The sequence below is a fragment of the Methylobacterium organophilum genome (genome assembly GCF_022533465.1).
GTDB classification, from domain to species: Bacteria; Pseudomonadota; Alphaproteobacteria; order Rhizobiales; family Beijerinckiaceae; genus Methylobacterium; species Methylobacterium organophilum.
This window is the reverse complement of the sequence record NZ_CP092848.1, coordinates 1442267-1464730: the sequence shown is the minus strand read 5'-3', so window position 1 is coordinate 1464730 and position 22464 is coordinate 1442267. Positions and strand designations below refer to the sequence as shown.

Annotated in this window: 18 protein-coding genes; 9 read left to right on the top strand and 9 right to left on the bottom strand. The window is 69.6% G+C overall.

Annotation, left to right across the window (positions count from 1 at the left end):
- The 3 genes from leuS to holA all read left to right on the top strand — a co-directional run bounded on the left by leuS (window position 1) and on the right by holA (window position 4319).
- On the top strand, window positions 1–2598 hold the full coding sequence (gene leuS / locus MMB17_RS06715; protein ID WP_241101520.1) for a leucine--tRNA ligase: 2598 nt from the start codon (window positions 1–3) through the stop codon (window positions 2596–2598).
- A 133-nt stretch (window positions 2599–2731) separates the two neighbouring features.
- Window positions 2732–3280: an LPS assembly lipoprotein LptE gene (lptE, locus tag MMB17_RS06710; protein ID WP_241102141.1), complete on the top strand. Its 549-nt coding sequence runs from the start codon at window positions 2732–2734 to the stop codon at window positions 3278–3280.
- Window positions 3281–3290: 10 nt separating this feature from the next.
- Window positions 3291–4319: a DNA polymerase III subunit delta gene (gene holA / locus MMB17_RS06705; protein ID WP_241101519.1), complete on the top strand. Its 1029-nt coding sequence runs from the start codon at window positions 3291–3293 to the stop codon at window positions 4317–4319.
- Between the two features lie 29 nt (window positions 4320–4348).
- Here the strand turns inward: holA and MMB17_RS06700 are convergent, their stop codons facing one another.
- The 4 genes from MMB17_RS06700 to mnmG all read right to left on the bottom strand — a co-directional run bounded on the left by MMB17_RS06700 (window position 4349) and on the right by mnmG (window position 8676).
- Entirely contained in the window at window positions 4349–5239 is an 891-nt protein-coding gene (locus MMB17_RS06700; protein WP_241101518.1) for a ParB/RepB/Spo0J family partition protein, read from the bottom strand.
- A gap of 71 nt (window positions 5240–5310) precedes the next feature.
- On the bottom strand, window positions 5311–6141 hold the full coding sequence (locus tag MMB17_RS06695; protein WP_238309427.1) for a ParA family protein: 831 nt from the start codon (window positions 6139–6141) through the stop codon (window positions 5311–5313).
- The gene (rsmG, locus tag MMB17_RS06690; protein ID WP_241101517.1) at window positions 6138–6773 is read right to left on the bottom strand and encodes a 16S rRNA (guanine(527)-N(7))-methyltransferase RsmG; all 636 of its coding nucleotides are present in this window, start codon (window positions 6771–6773) and stop codon (window positions 6138–6140) included. The genes MMB17_RS06695 and rsmG overlap by 4 nt, the downstream gene beginning before the upstream one ends.
- Before the next feature lie 28 nt (window positions 6774–6801).
- On the bottom strand, window positions 6802–8676 hold the full coding sequence (gene mnmG, locus MMB17_RS06685) for a tRNA uridine-5-carboxymethylaminomethyl(34) synthesis enzyme MnmG (RefSeq protein ID WP_241101516.1): 1875 nt from the start codon (window positions 8674–8676) through the stop codon (window positions 6802–6804).
- Between the two features lie 291 nt (window positions 8677–8967).
- On the opposite strand from mnmG, the gene MMB17_RS06680 reads away from it, so the two are divergent.
- From MMB17_RS06680 to MMB17_RS06665, 4 genes are all read left to right on the top strand, one after another.
- Window positions 8968–9117, top strand: coding sequence for a hypothetical protein (locus MMB17_RS06680; protein ID WP_238309430.1), 150 nt, complete (start codon window positions 8968–8970; stop codon window positions 9115–9117).
- Window positions 9118–9679: 562 nt separating this feature from the next.
- Window positions 9680–10318: an extensin-like domain-containing protein gene (locus MMB17_RS06675; protein ID WP_420847344.1), complete on the top strand. Its 639-nt coding sequence runs from the start codon at window positions 9680–9682 to the stop codon at window positions 10316–10318.
- A gap of 195 nt (window positions 10319–10513) precedes the next feature.
- Complete coding sequence (locus MMB17_RS06670) at window positions 10514–11578, top strand: L,D-transpeptidase family protein (RefSeq protein WP_241101515.1); 1065 nt, start codon at window positions 10514–10516, stop codon at window positions 11576–11578.
- Window positions 11579–11996: 418 nt separating this feature from the next.
- On the top strand, window positions 11997–14132 hold the full coding sequence (locus tag MMB17_RS06665; protein ID WP_241101514.1) for a TonB-dependent receptor: 2136 nt from the start codon (window positions 11997–11999) through the stop codon (window positions 14130–14132).
- A gap of 29 nt (window positions 14133–14161) precedes the next feature.
- Here MMB17_RS06665 and rocF read toward each other — a convergent pair whose 3' ends face one another.
- Both rocF and MMB17_RS06655 read right to left on the bottom strand, forming a co-directional pair.
- Window positions 14162–15106: an arginase gene (gene rocF, locus MMB17_RS06660; protein WP_241101513.1), complete on the bottom strand. Its 945-nt coding sequence runs from the start codon at window positions 15104–15106 to the stop codon at window positions 14162–14164.
- Window positions 15107–15340: 234 nt separating this feature from the next.
- Window positions 15341–16396, bottom strand: coding sequence for a glycosyltransferase family 61 protein (locus tag MMB17_RS06655; protein ID WP_241101512.1), 1056 nt, complete (start codon window positions 16394–16396; stop codon window positions 15341–15343).
- A 472-nt stretch (window positions 16397–16868) separates the two neighbouring features.
- Between MMB17_RS06655 and MMB17_RS06650 the strand changes: the two genes are divergently transcribed.
- On the top strand, window positions 16869–17093 hold the full coding sequence (locus MMB17_RS06650; RefSeq protein ID WP_238309436.1) for a hypothetical protein: 225 nt from the start codon (window positions 16869–16871) through the stop codon (window positions 17091–17093).
- Window positions 17094–17132: 39 nt separating this feature from the next.
- Here the strand turns inward: MMB17_RS06650 and MMB17_RS06645 are convergent, their stop codons facing one another.
- Complete coding sequence (locus MMB17_RS06645) at window positions 17133–17519, bottom strand: YraN family protein (RefSeq protein WP_238309437.1); 387 nt, start codon at window positions 17517–17519, stop codon at window positions 17133–17135.
- Window positions 17506–18429 (bottom strand): 16S rRNA (cytidine(1402)-2'-O)-methyltransferase, encoded by a 924-nt coding sequence (gene rsmI / locus MMB17_RS06640; RefSeq protein WP_241101511.1) that lies wholly within the window; start codon window positions 18427–18429, stop codon window positions 17506–17508. The genes MMB17_RS06645 and rsmI overlap by 14 nt, the downstream gene beginning before the upstream one ends.
- A gap of 125 nt (window positions 18430–18554) precedes the next feature.
- Here rsmI and MMB17_RS06635 point away from each other — a divergent pair, with 125 nt between their 5' ends.
- Window positions 18555–19766: a penicillin-binding protein activator gene (locus MMB17_RS06635; RefSeq protein ID WP_241101510.1), complete on the top strand. Its 1212-nt coding sequence runs from the start codon at window positions 18555–18557 to the stop codon at window positions 19764–19766.
- A gap of 19 nt (window positions 19767–19785) precedes the next feature.
- Here the strand turns inward: MMB17_RS06635 and MMB17_RS06630 are convergent, their stop codons facing one another.
- Window positions 19786–21924, bottom strand: coding sequence for a TonB-dependent receptor (locus tag MMB17_RS06630; protein ID WP_420847343.1), 2139 nt, complete (start codon window positions 21922–21924; stop codon window positions 19786–19788).
- Between the last annotated feature and the right edge of the window lie 540 nt (window positions 21925–22464).

Genomic DNA, 22464 nt, shown 5'->3' with positions numbered 1-22464 from the left:
ATGACGAACCCGAACCCGACCGCACCCGAGCGCTACAACGCCAAGGATGCCGAGCCGCGCTGGCAGGAGGCCTGGGCCAAGGCCGGGATCTTCGCGACGAAGAACGAGGATCCGCGCCCGAAATACTACGTGCTGGAGATGTTTCCCTATCCGTCGGGGCGCATCCACATGGGCCATGTCCGCAACTACGCCATGGGCGACGTGGTGGCCCGCTACAAGCGCGCCAAGGGCTTCAACGTGCTCCATCCGATGGGTTGGGACGCCTTCGGCCTGCCCGCCGAGAACGCGGCCATGGAGCGCAAGGTCAACCCGCGCGCCTGGACCTACGACAACATCGCCACCATGCGCGGCCAGTTGCAGAGCATGGGCCTGTCACTCGACTGGAGCCGCGAGATCGCGACCTGCGATCCCGCCTACTACAAGCACCAGCAGCGCATGTTCCTCGACTTCCTGAAGAAGGGACTCGTCACCCGCCGCACCGCCAAGGTGAACTGGGACCCCGTCGACCACACCGTGCTCGCCAACGAGCAGGTGATCGACGGGCGTGGCTGGCGCTCGGGTGCCCTGGTCGAGCAGCGCGAGCTGACGCAGTGGTTCTTCAAGATCACCGACTTCGCGCAGGACCTCTTCGACGCCCTCGACGGGTTGGAGCGCTGGCCGGAGAAGGTCCGGCTGATGCAGAAGAACTGGATCGGCCGCTCCGAGGGCCTGGAGGTCCGCTTCGGTCTCACGAAGCCCCAGGGGGAGATCGATACGATCAAGGTCTACACGACCCGGCCCGACACCCTGTTCGGCGCGAAGTTCCTGGCGATCGCCGCCGACCATCCCCTCGCCACCGCCCTGGCGGAGCGTTCGGCCGAGCTGCAGGCCTTCATCGAGGAATGCCGCCGGATCGGCACGGCGCAGGAGGCGATCGACACCGCGGAGAAGCTCGGGCACGACACCGGCCTGCGGGTCCGCCACCCGCTCGACCCGGCCTGGGAGCTGCCCGTCTACGTCGCGAACTTCGTGCTGATGGATTACGGCACGGGCGCCGTCTTCGGCTGCCCGGCGCATGACCAGCGCGACCTCGACTTCGCCAACAAGTACGGGCTCGGCAACACGCCGGTCGTCTGCCCCGAGGGCCAGGACGCGGCGAGCTTCGTGATCACCGACACCGCCTATGACGGGGAGGGGCGGATGATCAATTCGCGCTTCCTCGACGGCATGAGCACGGAGGAGGCTTTCCGCACGGTCGCGAACCGGCTCGAAGCGGAGGTGCTCGGCGGCGCTCAGGTGGCGCAGCGCAAGGTGCAGTTCCGCTTGCGCGACTGGGGCGTCTCGCGCCAGCGCTATTGGGGCTGCCCGATCCCGATCATCCATTGCGAGACCTGCGGCCCGGTGCCCGTGCCCGTCGCGGACTTGCCGGTGCAACTGCCGGAGGAAGTCTCCTTCGATGTGCCCGGCAATCCGCTGGAGCGCGACCATGCCTGGCGCAACGTGCCCTGCCCGCGTTGCGGCGCGGCAGCGCGGCGCGAGACCGACACCATGGACACCTTCGTGGACTCGTCCTGGTACTTCGCCCGCTTCACCGCCCCTTGGCTGACCGACGCGCCGACCGACCGCGGGACCGTCGACCACTGGCTCCCCGTCGACCAGTATATCGGCGGCATCGAGCACGCGATCCTGCACCTGCTCTATGCCCGCTTCTTCACGCGGGCGATGCGCGAGACCGGCTGGGCCGGCGTCTCCGAACCCTTCGCCGGCCTGTTCACGCAGGGCATGGTGGTTCACGAGACCTACAAGGACGAAGGCGGCGCCTGGGTGCCGCCGGCGGAAATCCGCTTCGACAGCGAAGGCGGCGAACGCCGGGCTTTTCACGTGAAAACCGGTGGGCCGATTGCGATCGGCGCCATCGAGAAGATGTCGAAGTCGAAGAAGAACGTGGTCGATCCCGACGACATCATCGCGAGCTACGGCGCGGACACGGCCCGCTGGTTCATGCTGTCCGACTCGCCGCCGGAGCGGGACGTGATCTGGACGGAGGAGGGCGTGCAGGGCGCCGCGCGTTTCGTGCAGCGCGTCTGGCGTATCGTTCAGAATGCGGCTGCGGCGCAGGGTGCCGGCGGGCCGACCGATGCGGCGCTCCGCAAGGCCGCGCACAAGGCGCTGGCCGCCGTCGGCGAGGATGTGGAGCGGCTGCGCTTCAACCGCTGCGTCGCCCATATCTATACCCTGGCAAATGCCCTCGACGAGGGATTGCGGGGTGGAGCAGGGCAGGCAGCCGCCGCGGAAGCGGCCGGCATCCTCGTGCAGCTCATCGCACCGATGATGCCGCATCTCGCCGAGGAGAGCTGGCAGGCGCTCGGCCGCGCGGGCCTCGTGGCGGAGGCTCCCTGGCCGGAAGCGGACCGCGCGCTCCTCGTCGAGGACGAGATCACCCTCCCCGTCCAGGTCAACGGTAAGAAGCGGGCGGACGTCACCATCCCCCGCGAGGCCGATACCAAGGCCGTCGAGGCCGCGACGCTGGCGCTCGAGGCGGTGCAGCGAGCCCTGGAGGGGCGCGCGCCGAAGAAGGTCATCGTGGTGCCTCAGCGGATCGTGAACATCGTCGTATGAGGCAGTGCCCCGATTTCGGCACCTGCCACGTCCAAGCCGCAGAGGATTCGTAAAGCATGGCGTGGCAGAGTGACCCGGAACGGCGTCTGCCGTACAAGCTTGGGCGGAAACGGGCGGGCGGCACCGGACGATGATGCGTTTCGCGACGAAGAAGACGGGGATCCGGATCGCCCTTGCGGCGGGCTTGACGCTCAACCTCTCCGCCTGCTTCCGCCCGCTCTACGGTCCCACCGCCTCGGGCGAGTCCATGCAGGTCGCCCTCGCCTCCGTGCAGGTCGACGACGTGGTGATGGCGCAGGACCAGGAGCGCCTCGGTCATTACCTCCGCAGCGAGCTGATGTTCGATCTCGACGGCTCGGGCCAAGCGGCGACGCCGAAGCGCTATCGCCTCAAGATGCAGGGCAGCGAATCCGTCACCACGCCGATCGTGTCCTCCACGACGGCGCGGGCCGAAGCCGGTACCATCATCGGTACGATCAAGTTCTCTCTGGAGAGCCTGGACGGTACCAAGGTCTATAGCGAGGGCGTCGCCACCTCGACCGCGACCTACGACCGCTCGATCCAGCGTTTTGCCTCCCTGCGCGCGGCCCGCGACGCGGAGATCCGCCTTGCCAAGGTTCTGGCCGAGCAGATCAAGACTCGCATCGCCTCCGTCCTCGCGGTGAAGCCCGCCGGCTCGTGACGGCCCGGCGATGACCGCGGTCAAGGCCGGCGACGTCGACGCCCTGATTCGCCGTGGACCTGCCGCCCATGTGCTGGTGCTGCTGGTCTATGGGCCCGATACGGGCCTCGTCAGTGAGCGGGCGAGCGCCCTCATCAAGCGCTTCGTGCCCGACACGGACGATCCCTTCGCGTTGATCCGGATCGAAGGCGATGCCCTCGCGTCGGATCCCGGACGCTTGGTGGACGAAGCGGGCACCCTCGGCCTGTTCGGCGAGGCGCGCACGGTGTGGGTGCGGAGCGGAAGCCGCAACTACGCCCCCGCGGTCGAAGCGCTGCTTGCCTCGGAGGTGTCCGGCGCGCGTGTGGTGGTGGAAGCGGGGGACTTGAGCAAGTCCGCCCCGCTTCGCACCCTGTGCGAGCGCTCATCCAAGGCCCTGGCCCTGCCTTGCTATGCGGACGACGCACGCTCGCTCGCCGAGTTGATCGACCGGACCCTCGAAGCCGAGGGCCTCTCCATCGCCCGGGATGCCCGGGACGTGTTGGCCACGAGCCTCGGCGGCGACCGCCGAGCCAGCCTCTCGGAGATCGGCAAGCTGGCCCTCTACGCGCATGGCCAATCGAGCGTCAGCCTGGACGATGTCGAGGCGGTGGTGAGCGATGTCGGCGCGAGCGTTCTCAATACCCTGATCGATGCCGCGTTTGCCGGGCGTCTCGCCACGGTGGAAGCCGAGTATCGGCGCTTCCGCCACGAAGGGCTGGATCCCTCCGTGCTGCTCGGCAACGCCCTGCGTCACGCTCTGGGGCTTCTCTCAGGCCGGCTCGACAATCCGGGTGCCGGCCCTTCCGAGCTCACCGCCTCCTGGCGCGGACTGCATTTCCGCCGCAAAGCGCTCGTGGAAACACAATTCGCCCGCTGGTCCACCGAGGATTTGCGCCGGGCCGTTACCCTGCTTCAGGACGCAATTCTGGCCTGCCGCAGGGCCGAGCCGGATCTCGCCCATGCCCAGGGTGCCGCTGTCCTGCTCTCGATTGCAGGACGAGCCGCGAAGCGGGGCTGATCCGGCTCCAGCGTCGGGAGTGCGGCCCGTCAGACACCCAAGCGCTGGCGAAGCGCCTCCAGCTCCTCGGCATTGCCGTAACGGATCCGGATCTCGCCTTCGCCACTGGCCTTGGCCTTAACGGCCACACCGAATCCCAAGGCCCTGGTCAGTGACTGCTCCAGCGTGCGCAGATCCGCATGAGCGACCGGATCTCGCCGGGGCCGGCCAGGACGCGGCAAGTCCGAAGAAGTCGCCTCCTCGGCGGCCAGGGCTTCCACCTCGCGGACCGAGAGGCCTTCCGCCACGATGCGCCGGGCGACGGCCTCGGGATCGTGCAGAGCCAGGAGCGCGCGGGCATGGCCCGCAGTGATCTCGCCGGCGGTGACGCGGTCCTGGATCGCCAGAGGGAGCTGGAGAAGCCGCAGGGTGTTGGCGAGATGGCTGCGGCTCTTGCCCAGGATCTCGGCCAATTCCTTCTGCGTATAGCTGAATTCCTGCATCAGCCGCTCGTAGCCGGCGGCCTCCTCGATCGCGTTCAGGTCGCTGCGCTGGACGTTCTCGAGAATCGCGAATTCGAGCGAGGCCCGGTCGTCGATATCGACCACGACCACCGGCACATCCGTTAACCCGGCGCGCTGCGCCGCACGCCAGCGACGCTCGCCCGCGACGATCTCGAAGGTGCCCGGGACGCCGCTCAAGGCGCGCGCTACGATCGGCTGGATGACGCCGCGCGTCCGGATCGAAGCGGCCAACTCGTCGAGCTCTGTTTCGGCGAAATGCCGCCGAGGATTGCGTGGGTTCGGCCGCAGGAACTCGACGGCGACCTTCTTCTGCGCCTCCGCTCCGCGCGCCTCGCCACCGGTCTCCTCATCGTTGAAATCGCCGATCAGCGCGGCAAGTCCGCGTCCCAGGCGCGGCCGCGCCGATTCATCCGCCATCGCCAAAAGACCTACTCCATCACACCATCGAGGCCGGACCGTTCGCCAGCACCCGTCGGAAACCTTGTTCGTCAGGCAGCGGCAGCCGGCGGCGGCACACGACCTTCCCGCTGGATCACCTCGGATGCGAGCCGCAGATAGGCCTGTGCCCCCGCACATTTCAAATCGTAGAGCAGCACCGGCTTGCCGTGGGAGGGCGCCTCGGACACGCGCACGTTGCGCGGGATCATCGTCTCGTAGACCTTGTCGCCCATAAAGCCGCGCACATCGGCCACGACCTGGGCCGAAAGATTGTTGCGCGGGTCGTACATGGTCAGCACCACGCCCTGGATCTGCAACTTTGCATTCAGAGCCGAGCGAACCTGCTCAACCGTACGCAGAAGTTGGCTGAGGCCTTCGAGGGCGAAGAATTCGCATTGGAGGGGGACGAGGACGGCGTCGGCTGCGGCCAGCGCGTTGATCGTCAACAGGTTAAGCGAGGGCGGACAGTCGATCAGCACGTAGCCGAAACCCGGAGGCTCCGAGGCGGCTGAGAGATTTCCGAGGATGCTTCGAAGCCGATGGGCCCGGTCGGGGGCGTTGGCGAGCTCCAGCTCCAGGCCGAGCAGGTCCATGGTCGAGGGCGCGACGGAGAGCCGGGGCACCGCCGTGGCCACCACCGCGTCGCGCAGCTGCGCCTCCCCGGCCATGACATGATAGGTCGAGACCTTGCGCCGCCGCCGGTCGATACCGAGCCCGGTGGAGGCGTTGCCCTGCGGGTCGAGATCGATCACCAGCACGCTCTCGCCGATGGCGGCCAGGGCCGTGCCGAGATTGATCGCCGTCGTCGTCTTGCCGACGCCGCCCTTCTGATTGGCCAGCGCGATCACGCGCAGGGGCTTGTCTGTGGGGGTATGGGTCATGCGTCCACGCGGGAAAGGTTCGTGACCAAGACGATGCGCGCGTCAGAATCGGTACGGCTCGCGATCAGGTCGTGGTCGAATCTCCATCCTCGCTGCGCTTCGGTCAATTCCGCCGCTGCATCACGTCCCTTCGGAAACACGCCGATCGCACCTTTTTTCAACAAGGGTTCCGACCAAGCGAGCAACTGTTGCAGCGGCGCCAGGGCCCGGGCGCAGACGATGTCGGTGACCTCGAGATCCGGCATCACAGCCTCAATGCGCTTGTTCAGGACCTGCACCGGCGCCCTGGTCAGCCGGGCCGTCTCGGTGAGGAAGGCGCATTTGCGCGCATTGCTCTCCACCAGTTTCACGTGAAAACCGGGCCGCTCCCGCCCCGCAATGGCCAGGATCAGCCCCGGGATGCCGGCGCCGGAGCCGAGATCGACCCAGCGTCGCGCCTCCGGCACCAGGGCGAGCAACTGCAAGGCATCCGCCACATGGCGCGACCAGACCTCCGAGAGCGTCGCCGGACCGACGAGATTCTTCACGGACTGCCAGCGGCGCAGCTGTTCAACGTAGAGGTTCAACGCCTCGCCTGTTTCACGTGAAACCCCGGATTCGGCGAGAACCCGATCACGTTCCGCATCGGCCATGCCCAGCCTGCTCCTCGTCCGACGTGGTTCAGGCGGCGCGCGAGGCGCGGCCCTGCCGGGCATGGGCGGCGAGCAGGGTCAGCGCCGCCGGCGTCATGCCCTCGATCCGCGCCGCCTGCCCGAGGGTGGCCGGCTTCACCGTCTCGAGCTTGCCCCGCATCTCGTTGGAGAGCCCGGCAATGCGCCCGTAATCGAGCCCGGCCGGCAGGGTCACGCCCTCGTCGCGCCGGAAGGCGGCGATATCGGCGCTCTGCCGGTCGAGATAGACCGAATAGGTCGCATCCGTGCGCAGACGCTCCGCCACCGCGGGCGCGACGCCGCCGAGCTCCGGCCAGACCCCGGCGAGCCGTTCCCAGGTGATCTCCGGGTAGGACAGCAGCTGGAATGCCGTGCGGCGGATGCCGTCACGATTGAGCGAGATGCCCTGCGCGGCCGCCTGGGTCGGCGTCAGGCTCAGAGCGTCGAGCTGCCGGCGCGCCGCTTCGAGCTTCGCCTGAGACGCCTCGAAATGCGCGAGCCGCCCGGCGCCGACGCAGCCCAGGGCCGCCCCCTTGGCGGTCAGCCGCTCGTCGGCATTGTCGACGCGGAGGGACAACCGATATTCCGAGCGCGAGGTGAACATGCGGTAAGGCTCGCTCACCCCGTGGGTGACGAGGTCGTCGATCATCACGCCGAGATAGGATTCCGCCCGGTCGAACAGGGCCGGGGCCGCGCCGCCCGCGAGGCGGGCCGCGTTGAGCCCGGCGACCACGCCCTGGGCCGCCGCCTCCTCGTAGCCGGTGGTGCCGTTGATCTGCCCGGCCAGGAACAGGCCGGGGAGGCGCTTCGTCTGCAGGCTCGCATCGAGCTCGCGCGGATCGATGTAGTCGTACTCGATCGCGTAGCCCGGCCGCAGGATCCGCGTCTTTTCGAGCCCGGGGATCGCCGCGATGATCGCCGCCTGGACCTCCTCCGGCAGGGCCGTGGAGATGCCGTTCGGGTAGACGGTGGGATCGTCGAGCCCTTCCGGCTCCAGGAAGATCTGGTGGCCCTCCCGGTCGCCGAAGCGGACCACCTTGTCCTCGATGGAGGGGCAATAGCGCGGGCCGCGGCTGGCGATGCCGCCGGAATACATCGGCGAGAGATGCAGGTTCTCGCGGATGAGGTCGTGGACCGCCCGGGTGGTGCGGGTGATGCCGCAGGCGATCTGCGGCGTGGTGATCCGCTCGGTCAAGGTCGAGAAGGGCACGGGCTCCGCATCCGCGTGCTGCATCTCGAGGCTCGCCCAGTCGATGGTGCGGCCGTCGAGGCGCGCGGGCGTGCCGGTCTTGAGGCGGCCGAGGCGGAAACCGAGCCGGTCGAGGGTGAGGGCGAGGCCAATGGCCGGTCCCTCGCCGACGCGGCCGGCCGGCACTTGCCGGGGGCCGATATGGATGAGCCCGCGCAGGAAGGTGCCCGTGGTGATCACCACCGCGCCGGCGGACAGGCGGCGCCCGTCGCTCAGGACGACGCCGGCCACGCGCCCCTCCGAGACCGCGAGATCCTCGACCTCGCCCTCGACCAGGGTGAGCCCCTCCGTCGCCGCCACGGCCGCCTGCATGGCGGCAGCGTAGAGCTTGCGGTCGGCCTGGGTGCGCGGCCCCCGCACCGCGGGGCCCTTGCGCCGGTTGAGCAGGCGGAACTGGATGCCCGCCGCATCGGCCACCCGCCCCATCAGGCCGTCGAGGGCATCGACCTCGCGGACGAGATGCCCCTTGCCGAGGCCGCCGATCGCCGGGTTGCAGGACATCGCGCCGATCGTCGCCGCCCGGTGCGTCACCAGGGCCGTGCGCGCGCCCGTGCGGGCGGAGGCCGCCGCGGCTTCGACGCCTGCGTGACCGCCGCCGACGACCACGACGTCGAAGCCGGAAATTTCTTCGTGCATGCCGGTGCATATCCAGGCGGACCGCCGAGGGTCAACGGACCTCGCCGCCATCACCGCCTTTCGAAGGCTCTAGGGATTAACGACTACGCCGAAATCGTGGCACCGGGATTGCTTAGGTAATCGCGAAGGAGCAGAATTGGTCTGCGTCGTCCGGCAGCCCTCGAATCACCGGCGCAACGGCGAATCGAAGTCATCCGGCGATACCACGCGGTCACCTGCCCTCGCATCGCGACAACGGCGTCGGGATGCTTCGGCCGGCAACGGCGATGTCTCGACGGGGAGACGGGTTCGATGGGCGCAATGGCAATCGGCTTGGGCGCGGCTCTGTGCGGCGGTGGCGCGCTGGCACATTTCTATGATCGCACGCAGCGGAAGGAAGGCGTGCTGGCGCTGGGGGGCTTCTGCTTCCTGCTGGCCGGCCTGTTCCTGACCCGGTACTGATCGGAGAGGACGTCACGGCACCCCGCCTCCTGCGAGGCGGCCCGTTTTCGCGCCACTCGCCGTGATCTGCGGCATTGTCGGTACTCATCCCCTCGGTACTGAGCAGGCTTTCGCGTGCGCGACCGCGACGTGATCCGGCCACACGGAAATCGGGGCGCGTGTCCTGGCCGCCCTTGCAGGTCTCTCCCCGTCTCCGACTAATCGCAACCGTCGATAGGCGGGTCTTGCGATGCTACGCGTTCCGGTGCGGGTTACCCGTGGGTCGAGCCCGTCTCGGGGGGATCCGGGCGGAGACGATCTCACCACGCCCGCGCGGCCTGCGACGGCCCGGCTCCGCAGCGCGGTCTCGGCGCGGGGAGGGCGCGGACGCCTCGGGCTCGCCGGCCTCGCGTTCCTGGGCTCGGTCCTCGCGGCGCCGGCGCAGGACAAGGCGCCGTCCTCCGAAGGGCAGGGGCCACCGCAGCCGCCCCCCCGGCCAGCCGAACTCGCCACGCCGAAGGCCACCGGCCCGGCGGAGACCCCACCGTTGCCGCCCGAGCGGCCAGCGGAGCTGACACCCCCGGTGCAACCCGCGGCACCACTCCCCACGGACGCGCCGGCACCACCGGCCCGGCCGCCCGAGCTCTCGGGGGAGGCCGCCCTCGCCCTGAAGGTCGCCGCGCCGGACGACACCGCCTGCCGGCGCCGGCTCGACCGGCTCGGCGTGCGCTACGAGGCGCTGCCGGCGATCACCGAGGGGCAATGCAGCGTGCCCCAGCCCCTGCGGGTGACGCGCCTCGGGGACGCGGTCGCCCTGGAGCCGGCGGCGATCCTGTCCTGCCGCGCGGCCGAGGCCCTGGCCCGCTGGGCGAGCGAGGTCACGGTCGCCGCCGAGACGCAGCTCTCCGAGCCCCCGACGACGCTCTCCCTCGGGGGCTCCTATCTCTGCCGCGGCCAGAACCACGACACCGACGCCAAGCTCAGCGAGCACGCCTTCGCCAACGCGGTCGACGTGATGGGCTTCGGCTTCGCCAAGCGCGCGCCGATCAAGGTCACCGGGCTGCCGGAGGGGACGCCGGAAGCCGCCTTCGTGACGAGCGTACGCGGCAAGGCCTGCGCCTTCTTCCGTACCGTGCTCGGCCCGGGCTCGGACGCCGCCCACGCCAACCACCTCCATCTCGACGAACGCGAGCGCAATGCCGGCCACCGGCTCTGCGAGTGAGGTTTTGAGAGGGCCCACCGGCTTGCGGGGGATCGCTCCGGTCGTGCCGGGTGTCCCTCGCCCCCAAGCCGTCCCCGAAAACACGAGCAAAGGCGAAATCCGGCGCGTTCCGGTGACGCAGCGCCGCCGCCTCCGGAACGGGGAGGCGTGGCCGCAGCTTGTCGATCCGGAGCGCGTGAGCGGAAGGGGCGGGCGATGGGGCGGATCCGGTTCGCGGCTTGGGCGGTCGTGGTGCTCGCGCCCGCCGCGGCCGGGGCGGAACCGGCCGCCCCACCGTTGACCCGCGAAGCCATCGAGACCGCGACCTTCGTCGCAGCGCCGGCCGGCAAGGCGCAGGATACGTCACGGCCGAAGAAGCCCGGCCGGAAGGCCGAGGCGGCAAAGCCCAGCCCCGATCCTCTCCTCATCAAGGTGCAGGTGCTGCTCGACCGCGCCGGCTTCTCGCCGGGTGCCATCGACGGGCGCGATGGCGACAACCTCCGGGGGGCCTTGCGGGCCTATGCCGCCGCCCAGGGGCTTCCCGCGCGCGAGACCCTCGACCAGGCGCTGTTCGACAGGCTCGCCCAGGGGGCGCAGCCCGTCACCGCCGAGATCACCCTCGGCGAGGCGGAGGTGAAGGGGCCGTTCCTCGCCTCCGTGCCGCGCCGGCTGGAGGAACAGGCCGAGATCGGCCCCCTGCGCTACACCAATCCCCGCGAGATGCTCGCCGAGCGCTACCACATGCAGCGCGACCTCCTCTCGGCGATGAACCCGGGCAAGCCCCTCGACAAGGCCGGGACGGTGCTCCTCGTCGCGGGCGTGACGCCGATGGGGCAGGGCAAGATCGAGCCCCGGCCGCAGGCGCCGAAGGTGACCCGGATCGAGGTCGACAAGGGCGCGCGGCGCGTGCGCGCCTTCGGGGAGGACGGCGCCCTCGTCTCCGACGTGCCGGCCTCGATCGGCAGCGCCGAGAAACCCGCACCGAGCGGCGACACCAAGGTGAAGGGCGTCGCCTTCGACCCCTGGTACACCTACAACCCGCGCTACCGTTTCGCCGGGGTGAAGGCCCGGCACCGCTTCTCGATCGAGCCGGGACCGAACAACCCGGTCGGCCTCGTCTGGATCGATCTCGCGATCCCCTCCTACGGTATTCACGGCACGCCGGAGCCGGAAAAGATCGGCAAGACGGAATCGCATGGCTGCATCCGGCTGACGAACTGGGATGCGCGTAGCCTCGCCGCCCATGTCGAACGGGGCACGAAGGTCAGCTTCCGGGATTGAGGCCGCGGGGCGGGGCGCATCCCGGCCCCGCCGTTCGTGACATTACCGCAACAGATCCCCCGCCATCGAGAGGCGCCCAGGATTAAACAACCTATGATTGCGCAAATCTTATTCGTGCGCATTCAACCGCTTACGGCCAAGGCTGGAATCCGTATTAGATCAATTCCAGACAAGATTAGAAATCTCTAAGAAACAATCCTTGAGAAGATCAATCCACTCGGAATAGTCGCGACATCGTTCAGCGAGCCGCAACAGCCGGCCGCGACATCCGGGATCCACGGCCGGCACCGCGCCTTCGGCGCGGCCGTCTTCCGTCAAGGCGGTGCAGGCTGCCGGATCCGTCGCGCCCCACGACCCGCCGGACGCAACACAAGAAGACGGTGGGCTTTCTCCAATGGGTCAGATCACTCCTCGCGCCATGGCGGCCGCCCTGCTGGCGACGCCTCTCCTCGCCGCCGGGGCCGAGGCGGCACCGCCCCCCGTCCTCGACGGGGCGACGACCACCACGCTCGACGAGCTGAGCGTCGTCGGCGGCGGCGCCGGCGTTCCGGGCCCGCGCGGCGGCGTCACGGTCGGCTATCTCACCAAGGCGACGCGCAGCGCCACCAAGACCGACACGCCGCTGATCGACACGCCCCAGGCGGTCACCATCATCCCGCAGCAGCAGATCCGCGACCAGAACTTCCAGAACCTGACCGACCAGCTGCGCTACGTGCCGGGCGTGCTGCCCTCGCAGGGCGAGGGCAACCGCGACCAGGTGGTCATCCGCGGGCAGAGCACGAATGCCGACTTCTTCGTCAACGGCATCCGCGACGACGTCCAGTATTACCGCGACCTCTACAACGTCGAGCGCGTCGAGGTGCTGAAGGGACCCGATTCCCTGATCTTCGGCCGCGGCGGTGGCGGCGGCGTCATCAACCGCGTGCTCAAGGAAGCCGACGGGCTGCGGGTGCGCGAGATCGTGGCCGGGGGCGGCCAGTTCGACGCCAAGCGCGTCGCCGTCGACGTGGGCGACCGCGTGAGCGACACCGCCTTCTTCCGCCTGAACGGCATGGCCGAGCAATCCGGCACCTACCGCCAGTTCGGCGACCTGACCCGCTACGGCGTCAACCCGACGATGACCTTCCTCATCGATCCGGCCACCACGCTGAAGGTCTCCTACGAGTACTTCCACGACGACCGGCTCACGGATCGGGGCATCCCCTCCCGGTTCGGCCGCGCCTACGATTACCGCCGCAACCGGGCGACCTTCTTCGGCAATCCGGACGTGAACCGGGCGCAGGTCGATGCCCACATCGCCACCGTCGCCCTCGATCACCGGTTCGACTCGGGCGTGGAGATGCACAGCCAGCTGCGCTTCGCCGATTACGAGAAGTTCTACCGGAACGTCTATCCGGGCGGCGCCGTCAACGCGGCCGGCACCGCGGTGCCGCTCGGGGCCTACCGCAACGACACCAACCGGACGAACTACTTCAGCCAGAACGACTTCGTCTACAAGACGGTGATCGCGGGCATGAAGCACACCCTGCTTGCCGGCTTCGAGCTCGGCTACCAGGAGGGGACCGCCTTCCGGCAGACGGGCTACTTCAACAACGTCGCGACCAGCCTCGTCGTGAACCCGCTCTCCCCGGTCAGCCGCGTCCCGGTGACCTTCCGCAACAACGGCACGTCGGACGCGAATGCGCGCTACGATCTCGGCCTCGCCGCGGTCTACGCGCAGGACCAGATCGAGGTGACCGACTGGCTGCAGGTCCTCGGCGGCCTGCGCTACGACCATTTCGACTTCGCCTCGCGCAACCAGAACACGGGCGAGCAGACAGCGCGGATCGACGACCTCGTCTCGCCCCGAGCCGGCATCGTCCTGAAGCCCCTGCCGAACCTCGCCTTCTACGGCAGCTACAGCGTCTCCTACCTGCCGAGCGCGGGCGACCAGATCGGCATCTTCTCCGCGGGCCTCGCCTTCGCCCGACCGGAAGGCTTCGAGAACAAGGAGGTCGGCGTGAAGTACGACGTCACGCCGGACTTCCAGCTCACCGCCGCCGCCTACGACCTCGACCGGACCAACCAGCGCCTGCCGGATCCGAACAATGCCGGCTTCTTCCTGCTGTCGGGGCGGACGAACGCCAAGGGCGTCGAGATCGGCGCCAACGGCTACGTCACGGATTGGTGGCAGGTGGCCGGCGGCTACAGCTTCACCGATGCCCGGATCGAGAGTGCCACCTCGGCCACCGTCGTCGCGGGCAACACGGTCGGCCTCGTGCCGTTCAACGCCGTGTCCCTGTGGAACAAGTTCGACGTGACGCGCGAATTCGCGATCGGCGTCGGCTATCTCTACCAGAGCCACACCTTCGCGAGCTCCGACAACGCGGTCAGGCTGCCGAGCTACTCGCGCTTCGACCTGGGGCTGTTCTATAAGATCAACGACTGGGCGCGGGCGCAGATCAACATCGAGAACATCTTCGACCGCAACTACATCTACACCGCGACGAACAACAACCAGATCACGCCCGGCGCCCCGCGCACGATCCGGGCCCAGGTGATCGTCCGGTTCTGAAGAGCCGGGTCCCGGACCCGCGGGACCCGTCAGCGATCCTCCGGGGCGACCTCGATCGAGGCCGCCCCGGCCGGCCGGTCGATGATGCAGCGGCCGAACAGGCTCGCCACGAGTTCCACCAGCACCTTGGCGCTGCGTCCCCGCTCGTCGAGGAAGGGGTTGAGCTCGACCACGTCGAGGGAACCGACCAGCCCGGAATCGTGCAGCATCTCCATGATGAGATGCGCCTCGCGGCAGGTCGCCCCGCCCGGCACGGTGGTGCCGACGCCCGGTGCGATGGCGGGGTCGAGGAAATCCACGTCGAAGCTGACATGCAGGTGCCCCCCGGCCGCAGCGACCCGGTCGAGGATGCGGCGCAGCGGGGCGACCACCCCGAACTCGTCGATCATGCGCATGTCGGTCACGTCGACGCGGCGGGCCCGCACCAGCGCCCGCTCACCGGGATCGATCGAGCGCAAGCCGAAGAGATGGATGTGGGACGGGTCGAGCATGGGCCGCTCGCCGTCCGCGAACATCTCCTCGAAGCCGGGCTCCCCGCAGAGCGCGGCGAGCGGCATGCCGTGGGCGTTGCCCGAGGGCGAGGTCTCGGGCGTGTTGAAATCCGCATGCGCGTCGAGCCAGAGCACGAAGACCGGCCGCGCCCCGCCGATATGGCGCAGCACCCCGTCGAGGGAGCCGAGCGAGAGGCTGTGATCGCCGCCCGCCACCAGCGGCAGGGCGTCCCGGTCGAGCGCATCGCCGACCGCCGCGGCGATCGCCCGCGTCCAGGCCCGCACGGCGGGGAGCCCGCGCAGGTCGGGGGGGCCTTCGGGAGCGACGTCCCCGCGATCGGTGACGGCGAAACCCAGCTCCGTCAGGGTGCGCCCCAGGCCGGCGGTGCGCAGGGCCGCCGGCCCCATCAGGGCGCCCGGCTCGCTGGTCCCGATCTCGATCGGGGCCCCGATGATCTCGACGCGTCCTTCCGTCCCGCTCATGCCGACACTCTCCCCGTCGATTGCCCCGTCGATGCCCCGCCGCTCGGCGGGCATCCGGCCCGGCCGATGCGTGCCGCGGCGGGGGTGCCGGCGCCCGCCCCCCCTGCCTATCGGAGGCATGTTACGCGGCGATCTCGCGGCCGCCCCCCGTGCACAACGCAGCGGCGGCCCGGTGGGTCTCGGGGCGGGGCCGGATGCCATGGCGCCGGTCTCCCCCGCCTTCGCGGGCAGGCGTCAGGCCTTCCCGTCGAGCGCCCGGGCGATGATGGCGTCGATGTCGCCCTCGGAGAGGGTGATCTTCCGATCCCAGGAATTGTGCGTCAGGGAGTTGTCGACCTCCTGACAGCGGACATCCGTCAGGTTGAGGTGCCGGTGCGTGGCGATGAAGAAGAAGAACGTGTCCGGCATCGATTGCGGATAGAGAATCACGACATTCGCGTTCGAGCCGGAGAAGGCGATGTTGGTCATGCCCGCACCGGCGATGCCGACGATGCTCTCCGCCCCTTTGAACTGCGCGATCTGCTCGGCGAAATCGAGCTTTTCCGGCTCGATCACCGAAAAACCCTGCGCAAGCAGCCGCTTCTCGAAGGCGTCCGCATTCACGATGCTTCGGCTGAGACCCTCTCCCCGCTTGATGTAGAGCCTGCGGGAGGGTGTCGGCCGCGCCGGCTCGGACAGCTTGTCGATGGCGTTGAACACGAGGGGGGACATGTAGATGCCGTGCATCGTCAGCCCCTGGACGCAGTACAAGGTCTCGAAGAACGTCGGAACGTGCCCGTAGATCTCGATGTTCGGCTCCGGCATCGCGCAGAGGTCGAGGCTCTGCCGGACGACCCTCTTCATCCCCTCGGGGTATCCGCCCGAGACGAGGAACTTCAGCCGCGACGAGTCGACGACCCTGTTGACGATATTGGCGACCGGCAGCATCTCCATCAGCCAGTGCCCGTAATTCTGCCATCCCGGCTTGACGCACAGCACGCAGGGATCGGTTTTGACCTGGAAATGGTTGTCCGAGATCGCCTGCAGAACCTCGGACTGGGCGCGCGCGATGTGGTCGTTCGCCTGCTGCGTGATGAATTGCGGGTCGTGACGGCCCGACCGGTCGAAGACGATCCCCTCGCCCGCCACGAAGACGTTGCGGAGCTTGAAGATCCGGATCGGGTGCGTTTCGAAGAGCTTCCTGCTCCAGGAATATTCCATGGCCGACTGCGCCGATGGGTCGAGCAGGTGCCGGTTGACGACATGCGGATACTGGACGGGGAATTCGGGAGACTCGATCTGGGCAATCAAATCGACTTTGCTGTCAGTGGATCGAGGCACTTGCACGACACGTCTTCAAGAGCAGGGAACCCGCAGGAAGGGCGCTCTCCGGCTCCACGAAGCCCCGAGGTCGCGATCCGGCCGGCGCGGCTCCGGTTCTAAAGCCGTGCCCGATCGCGTTGCAATCGGGCACGGCTCCAGGCCCTGGTTTCGACGGGCTCCCTGTCGCCGAACCGACATCCCCTCCGGCGGAGCGCACTCCGGAACGGGATGGCAGCCGGAACCACGCCGCGCCTGGCCTACGGCCAAGCTGCCTTGATGCCGACAATCGTCTCCCCGAGCGTGGCGACGCCGCCCATCCGGAAGGACGGCGGCATTCAGAGCGCTCGTCGCCGAAGCGGATGCGGCTCCGGCGGAAAGAAGCGCGGCACATCAGGACTTGGGGCGCTCCCGGTCGCGTGGCGATCGGGCCCGTCTCCGAGCACAGGGGCTGAAGCCGAACATGCCGAAGACGGATCCGCGATCGGCGCGCGACGCCGATCATCTCGACCAGGCCCATGCACAGGGGCGCCTGCAGCATTCGATCGCCGCGACGCTGCTGGTGATCGCCGCCGCCCGGGCCGAGCGCGATGCGCCGCCCGTCCATGCGGCGCGCCAGCGACTGGCCGCGATCTACGGCGCCACCCGCCTGAAGCGCCGCCTGGAGCGGGACGCCCCCGCCTCCTGAGCCATTCCGGCCCCGCGCGAGGGCGCGGCGGGGAGCGCCTCAGAAGCCCTGGAGCGGGAACGCGTCCGGCAGGTGGCGCGGCCAGTGCCCCCGCGCCAGCAGGACCGCATCCGCCCGCAGCGTGGCCTGTGGCGGAGGCGGGTGCCGGCTCAGCCAGGCCCGCACCGCGCGGGAGAACCGGGCCTGCTTGCGCCCGTCGATGGCGACATGCGCCTCCGCCAGACGGCCGCGGGCCTTCACCTCCACGAAGACGATCACCCGGCCCCGCCGCATGACGAGATCGATCTCGCCGCCCGCCGCGGAGAAGCGCCGGGCCAGCGGCCGGTAGCCCTTCAGCATGAGGAGCGCGAGGGCCAGGACCTCGCTGGACAGGCCGCGCCGATAGGCCGCCTGCCGGGCGCGCAGGCGCGTCTCAGCCGGCGTCATCGGTCTCGCGCGTCAGGGCCAGGGCGCGGGCATAGACCTGCCGCTTGGGCTGGCCGGTCTCGTCGGCGACCAGCGCCGCCGCATCCTTGATCGAGTGGCGGGCGAGGGCCGCCTTCAGGCGCGCATCGAGATCGGGATCCGCCTCGGCGGAGCGCGCCTCCTCGACCGCCGCGCCGATCACCACCACGACCTCGCCCTTGGGCGGCCCTTCCTCGGCGAAGGTCGCGGCGAGCTGCCCGAGGCTGCCGCGCCGGATCGTCTCGTAGAGTTTGGTCAGCTCCCGGGCGACGGCGGCGGGGCGGTTCTCGCCGAGAACCGCGGCGGCATCGGCCAGCATGTCCGGCAGGCGATTGGGGGATTCGAACAGGACGATGGTGCCGGGAATGCCGCCGAGCGCCTCCAGGCGGTTGCGCCGGGCGCCGGATTTCTGCGGCAGGAAGCCCTCGAAGAAGAAGCGGTCGGTGGGCAGGCCGGCGGCGACGATGGCGGTCATCACCGCGGAGGGGCCGGGAATGGGCGTGACCGGGATACCGGCCTCGATCGCCGCCTGGACGAGCTTGAAACCGGGATCCGAGACCAGCGGCGTGCCCGCATCCGAGACCAGAGCCAGGGCCTCCCCGGCCTTCAGGCGCAGCACCATCCGCTCGCGGATCGCGGCGTTGGAATGCTCGTGATAGGCCACCAGCGGCGTGGTGATGCCGTAATGCATCAGTAGGGTCCGGGTGACCCGCGTGTCCTCCGCGAGCACGGCATCGGCCGCGGCGAGGGTGGCGAGCGCCCGGAAGGTCACGTCCTTCAGGTTGCCGATCGGCGTCGCCACGACATAGAGGCCCGGCGCCAGCGGCTGGGCCTCGGCGGCGAGCCCGAAGGCGGTGAAGCTGGACGGCGGCTTGTCGATTCGCTGTGTCATCGCAACGACAATGCCACGGCAACCGACCCTTGCGGACCGCAATCCGGGCCCCCCTCACATTTACTTTTCGCAGGCGCACACCCAACCTGGGCCCGCTTCGGGAAGGCTCGGGGGAGGGCTTGGCGATGGCGTTGCGGCGGCTCCGGGCGGCGAGCAGCGTCGCCCTGCTCCTGACGGGCCTGCTCCCGGCGGGCCTCGGCGGCTGCATGAGCGACGGCTCGCCGGCGCCGCGCCGGCAGGCCGTGGCGCCTCCGGCGGCGGAGGCCGTCCCCGCGGCGGTCGCCGCGGGCCGGATCGGCACGGGCTCGGTCAAGGTCGCGCTGATCGCGCCCCTCACCGGCCCGGGCTCCGCCATCGGCACGGCCCTGCGCAATGCGGCCGAGCTCGCCTACGAGGATTTCCAGAAGCCCGACCTGCAGATCCTGGTGAAGGACGACCGCGGTGCGCCGGAGGGCGCCCGCGAGGCGGCGCAGGCCGCCCTGGGGGAGGGGGCCGAGATCCTGCTCGGGCCGCTCTTCGCGGCCAATGTCCAGGCGGCGGCCGGCGCGGCGCGGGGAGCGGGCAAGCCGATCGTGGCCTTCTCCACGGATTCGAGCGTCGCCGCCAAGGGCGTCTACCTGATCAGCTTCCTGCCCCAGTCCGAGGTCGACCGCGTCGTCGACGAGGCGACAGCGGGCGGGCGCCGCTCCTTCGTGGCACTCATCCCCGATTCGACCTACGGCAACGCGGTCGAGGCGCAGTTCCGGGAGGCGGTGGCCCGGCGCGGCGCCCGCCTCGTCGCCCTGGAGCGCTACCCGGCCGCCGATCCCGGCCCGGCCATCGCCCGGCTCCGGCCGATGATCGCGGGGCCGGGGGCGCAGGCCGACGCCCTGTTCCTGCCGGACACGCCGACGGGCCTGTCCGCGGTCGGGCCGGCCCTGACCAAGGCCGGCTTCTCGCCCGCCCGGGTCCGCCCGATCGGCACTGCCCTGTGGAACGACCCGCGGGTCACCGCCCTGCCGGCCTTCCAGGGCGGCTGGTTCGCCGCTCCCGACGGGGCCGGCTTCGCGAGCTTCGCCCAGCGCTACCAGGCCCGCTTCGGCAGCGTGCCGCCGCGGGTCGCCTCCCTCGGCTACGACGCCGTCTCTCTGGCCGCGGCCCTGACCCGGCAATACGGCTCGCAGCGCTTCGCCGACACCACGCTGACGATTCCGGCGGGCTTCGCCGGCCTCGACGGCACCTTCCGCTTCCGCCCGGAGGGCACCAGCGACCGGGCGCTCGCCGTCTACGAGATCCGCAACGGCGCGGCGGTGGTGGTGAGCCCCGCCCCGAAGGCGCTCGGGCCCTCGGGGATCTGACGCCGCCCCGCCACGACCGTCACAGATCGACCGACATCGACAGCAGATAGGTGCGCGGCGCCCCCTGGAAGAAGGTGCCGAAGGAGGCGACGCCGGTCCAGTAATTCACCCCGGTCGCGTTCAGCACGTCGGCGCGGAAGGTCGCCCGGCGCCCCCCGATCAGGGTCGCGTAGCGCAGGCCGAGATCGAGGCGCGTCCAATCCGGCAGCGCCTGGGTGTTCGCGGCGTCGACGAACTGCCGCCCCGTGTGGAGGACGGCCCCGTTGAGGGTGAGGCCGGGCAGCCAGGGCAGATCCCACTCGAGGCCGAGATTGAGCTGCACGCCCGGCACCCCGATCGGCGTGTGGCCGATATTGGCGGCCACCGCCGTCCGGGTGAGGACGCCGTCGAGGAGCGTGACGCCGCCGAGGGCCCGCAGGCCGGGCGTGACCTCGCCGTAGAGAGTGAACTCGAGGCCGCCGACGCGCTGCTCGCCGGTCTGCGCGAAGCGCCGCGCCGGGCTGAGCTCGCCGATCGGCCGGGTGATCTGGAAGGCGCCGAAGCTCGCCCCCAGCGTCCCGAAATCCAGCTTCACGCCCGCCTCGACCTGATGCGCGACATAGGGGGCGAGCACCTCCCCGGAATTGGTCGCCGCGAGGGGAGCCACGTCGCCGCGGCTCAGGCCCTCGATGTAGTTGCCGTAGAACGAGACGTGGTCCCAGGGGCGCACCACCAGGCCGACGAGGGGACTCGTCGCGCCCTTGTCGTAGGACGAGGCCAGCGTGCCGACATTCGAGACGTAGTTATGGGCCTCGATGCGCTGCTGGCGCAGGCCCAGGGTCAGGAGGATGCGCTCGTCGAAGACCGACAGGGTGTCGGCGACCGCGATCGCGCTCAACGTGCTGTCGGACAGGCGCGGGCGCGATTCGACCACCGTCGGGGCGATGAGGGGGACGAGGACCGGCGCGTAGAGATTCGACAGGTAGCTGCCCCGTCCGGCCGACAGGCGCCGGGCGATGTCCTCGTTATAGACCGAGGCCTGCACCGCGACGGCGTGGCGGACGAAGCCGGTGTCGAACCGGGCGCGCAGGCCGCCGTCATACGTGAAGCGGTCGATGCTCATGCCGTAATATTGCGGGGTCGTGGTCGTGTCCCCGCGCGCGTTGAGGATGGTCGGGGCCGAGGCGAAGTAGCGCTCGACACCGGTCTGGGAGCCGCCGGCATCGGCGAAGAGCGTGACCTGATCGGTGAGATCGTATTCGGTGCGCAGCAGACCGCCGCGATCGTCGACATGCGCGTATTCCCACGGCTGCGTCAGGTTCAGGCGGCCGTCGGGGGCCTTGGGGACGGGCACGCCGGCCTTGAGGAGGAAGGGGCGCAGCGGCGCGGTGAAGCGATCGGTCTGGGCGAGCATGTAGAGCCAGGCCCGGAACCGCTCGCCCTGGTAGTCGAGGGCGAGCGCCCCGACGCCCGTGGTCTCGGATTGCCGGTCGAACGGGGTGGCGCCGCCCCGCGGGCTGCCGACGAAGCGGACGCCCCATTCCCGATTCGGGCCGTAGCGCCGCGCGATGTCCAGCTGGCCGCCGCCGCGCGCGACCGAGCCGTAATCGAGGGTGAGACGGGTCAGGTCCTCGCCCGCGCGCTTGGGGACGATGTTGATGACGCCGCCGACGCCGCCATTGGGCGAGACCCCCGAGAGCGCGGCGGAGGGCCCCTTCAGCACCTCGATACGCTCGGCATAGTCCGTGAAGATGCGGAAACTCGGCGCGATGCCGTAGAGGCCGTCGAAGGCGATCTCGCCGCTGGTCCCCTCGTTGATGGGGAAACCGCGGATGTAGAATGAGTCGAACGGCGCCCCCGTCGTCTGCGTGGCGCGTACGGAGGGGTCGAGGATCAGGGCCTCGGAGGCGGTGCGCGCCTGCCGGTCGCGGATGAACCTGTCCGTGTAGCTCGTGACGCTGAAGGGAGACGTTTTCGTCTCGGTGTTGCCGAGCAGGCCGAGACGCCCACCCTCCGCGACTTGGCCGCCGGCATAGGCCGGCATGACGCCGCGCGGCCCGGCCTTGCCGGCCACCGCGATCTCGTCGAGTTGCACCGGCGCATCCTGAGCGGCCGCGGCACCGGCCATGACGACCAGCGAGGTGCCGGCAAAAACCCTCAAACCGGAGACGGACAACATGGATACGGAGCCCCCGCTCGTGTCGGAACCGGGTCCGCCTTAGCCAATTCGAAGATCTTATCTCAAGAAAAAACCGACAAATATCGAAACATTATTGCAGTTACAAATTATAATTCTTCAAATTCTTATGTATTTGTCGGATTTATCGGAATTTACTATCGGATATTTCTATATTTGAGGATGCACAACCTACAGTTCATGCAAGACATCGGCGACCCGTGACACCCGGGCTGCTCGCCGTGCCTCCGACGCGTGTCGCGGTTCTCGTGGGATCGCCCGGCCCCAGCGGAGAAGACGGCCGGGCGACAGGCCGTTTGCCCGGGGGGCGTGCGGCAAAGGAAGCGGAGCGCCGCCGATCACCGCCGTCCCACCCGATGGGCCGGGCTCGACACCGTGGCCGACGCGCCACAGGGCAGGCGAAAAAGCCCTTCGCATCCCCGTTACACGAGATGGTTAACGCGAGACGATCTGCGCGCTTCGAGCGGCTGCTCCCGATCCCCGCGAGCCGGGACCCGGCGCCGCGTCCGGTACCGCCGCAGC